This window comes from Streptomyces sp. NPDC043870 (assembly GCF_056435785.1).
In genome coordinates, this window is record NZ_JBWKDT010000018.1 from 67562 (window position 1) to 70421 (window position 2860).

General features: G+C 72.4%; 3 protein-coding genes. 2 read left to right on the forward strand and 1 reads right to left on the reverse strand.

Annotated features, from left to right (window positions below; translation table 11 throughout):
* Positions 1–299 precede the first annotated feature (299 nt).
* Entirely contained in the window at positions 300–1163 is an 864-nt protein-coding gene (ddaH, locus tag AC0699_RS22335; protein ID WP_478662917.1) for a dimethylargininase, read from the reverse strand.
* A gap of 112 nt (positions 1164–1275) precedes the next feature.
* Here ddaH and AC0699_RS22340 point away from each other — a divergent pair, with 112 nt between their 5' ends.
* Together AC0699_RS22340 and AC0699_RS22345 are read left to right on the forward strand one after the other, a co-directional pair.
* Complete coding sequence (locus AC0699_RS22340; protein WP_478662920.1) at positions 1276–1881, forward strand: TetR/AcrR family transcriptional regulator; 606 nt, start codon at positions 1276–1278, stop codon at positions 1879–1881.
* Positions 1882–2009: 128 nt separating this feature from the next.
* Positions 2010–2777, forward strand: coding sequence for a bifunctional DNA primase/polymerase (locus tag AC0699_RS22345; protein ID WP_478662923.1), 768 nt, complete (start codon positions 2010–2012; stop codon positions 2775–2777).
* The last annotated feature ends 83 nt before the right edge of the window (positions 2778–2860 follow it).

The following is a 2860-nucleotide window of genomic DNA, read 5'->3' on the forward strand; positions in this document are numbered from 1 at the left end:
CCCGGTGTGTCCGTCCTCAAGCGCCGGAGGGGCTGTGGTGGTGGCGGTCCCCGTCCGGCGGGCCGGTGTGGCCGGCGGCGTGCAGCTCGGGTGGGGCCGGTGTGGGCGCCCGTGTCCAGCTCGCGGCGGACCAAGGCCGCCTGCCGCGTGCGACTCGGGGTGGGCCGCCGGGGTGCCCGTCCGCGGCGCGAAGCTGCCGTGGCTCCGCAGGGGGCTGCTGGGGGTACCCCGTACCCCCGACAACCCTCACCGCGCCCGGGGGCGTAGGGGGTACGGGGTCGCCCCGTACCCCCGCGAGGTCAGGAGCGAAGCTCCTGCGTGCAGCACTTCACGCTGCCGCCGCCCTTCAGCAGCTCACCCAGGTCCATCCCCATCGGCTCGAAGCCCCGGGCCCGCAGGGGCTCGAAGAGCCCCAGGGCCCCCTGCGGCAGCAGGACGTGGCGGCCGTCGCTGACCGCGTTGAGGCCGAACGCCGCCGCGTCCGCCTCGCGGGCGATGAGGGCGTCGGGGAAGAGGCGGGCGAGGACCGCGCGGCTGCCGGGGGAAAAGGCGCCGGGGTAGTACATGATCTCGTCCGTCGCGTCGTCGAGAACGGACAGTGCCGTGTCGAGGTGGTAGTAGCGCGGGTCCACCAGATCGAGCCCGATCACGGGGCGGCCGAAGAACTCCTGCGCCTCGTCGTGCGACAGCGGACTCGACCGGAAGCCCCGGCCGGCCAGCACATAGGTCGAGGTGATCGCGAAGTCGCCCTCGCCCTCGTTGATGTGCGCGGGCTCATGGATCTCGGTGAAGCCGTGCGCGCGGAACCAGTCCAGATGCGCCCGCGCCTCCGCGGCCCGCTCCGGGTACGCGAAGCGCGCGCCGAGCACCCGTCCGTCGACGACGGTCGCGCCGTTCGCGGCATAGACCATGTCGGGCAGGTCCGCCCGCGGCTCCAGCAGCTCCACGGTGTGGCCGAGCGCGCGATAGCGGTTGTGCAAATCCTCCCACTGGGCCAGCGCCAGCGACAGGTCGACAGGCTTCCCGGGGTCCATCCAGGGGTTGATGGAGTACGTCACCTCGAAGTGCGTGGGTGGGCACATCAGGTAGCGGCGGGATCTAGCGTCACGAGGCAATGCAGGCTCCTCACGAGCGGCAGGGCGCACGGTTGTGCGTGCAGCCATGGTGCGCCGTACGAGCCCTTCGCGCTGTGATCCGAACGGGTGGTTCGTCACACATACCGCCTGCGTTCAACAAGACGATACGTATCGTCGTATCAGTTGGTAGATTGGCGCCATGGCAGAGACCAAGGCACCGGACTCCTCCCGTCGCAGCGAACGCTCCCGCCGCGCCATCTACGACGCCGCCCTCGCCCTCGTCGGCGAGGCCGGCTACACCAGGACGACGATCGAGGGCATCGCCGCCCGCGCCGGAGTCGGCAAGCAGACCATCTACCGCTGGTGGCCCTCCAAGGCCGCGGTCCTCCTCGAAGCCTTCCTCGACCTCGGCGAGCAGGCCGCTCAGGGCGAGACCGAGATCCCCGACACCGGAGATCTCGAGGCCGACCTCAAGCTCGTCCTGCGGGCCACCGTCGACGAGCTGAACTCGCCCGTCTACGACGCCCCCGCCCGCGCCCTCACCGCCGAGGGCGTCGTCGACCCCGGACTCGGCGCCCAGTTCGTCGAGAAGCTCCTCGAACCCCAGCTCCAGCTGTACGTACGCAGGCTGGGCGCCGCCCAGGACGCCGGTGCGATGGACGCCGGCACCGACCCCCGCGTCGCCCTGGAACTCCTCGTGGGACCCCTCACCCACCGCTGGCTGTTGCGCACCCTCCCGCTCACCCACGACTACGCCGACAAGATCGTCGAGTACGCGCTGTACGGCCTCGCGCCCAGGAGCTGAGTGAGGGACCGGCCACACGATCGGGGGGTGCGGCCACCCGGCGGTCCCGATGATGGGACGATGGCAGCAGCGTCGATATGCGGCTCCGCCGCGTGGGCCGGGGCGAGCAGCGAGATGTGAGGGGATAGATGGGCGACGGTATCGGCCGCTACCGCGGCACGGAGAGCAGGCTGTCCTGGGAGAACCGGTTGCCGCAGTGGCTGCGCAGGCGCCCCCGCGAGGAAGCCTTGGACGACTCCAGCCGCCTCACCCTGCTGCTGGCCACCGCCGCCGCCGGACTGCCCCTCGCGCCCGCCGCGTACCCGTCCGGCCCCAGCTGCTCCTGCGAGCGCATCGGCTGTCCCACCCCGGCCCGGCACCCCGTCTCCTTCGCCTGGCAGACCCAGTCCACGACCGACCAGGACCGGATCGGGCGCTGGGCTGGCGACGAGCCCGCGGCCAACTTCATCACCGCCACCGGAATGGTCCACGACGTCCTCGACGTGCCGCTGGAGGCGGGCCGCGGCGCCCTGGAACGACTGCTCGCGGACGGCATCGACGTCGGGCCGGTCGCCGTGTCCGGCGCGGACCGGATGCTGTTCTTCACCGCCACCCGCGGCACTCCGGAGGACGAGGACGAGTGGTGGCCCTGCGAGCTGGACTGCCACCCCGAGACGATGGACGAGCACCCCGGGCTGCGCTGGCACAGCCGCGGCTCCTACGTTCTCGTACCGCCCGCGCGGCTCCCCGACGACCTCACCGTCGACTGGGTGCGCGGCCCGGAGCATCCGTTGCCGGACCCGCTGACGCTGCTGGAGACCCTCGCCGACGCCTGTGCGAAGTACGCGGACGAGGCGGGGCAGCACGGCCTGGACCACCACTCGGTGGCGTGGCCCCTGTCGGGGCGAGGCCGCTGACACCGCCGGGGGGGGGGGGGGGGGGGGGTGGGCGTCCGTACCTCCTAGCGACAACCTCCCAACCCCTCGTCCCCCTCCCACCC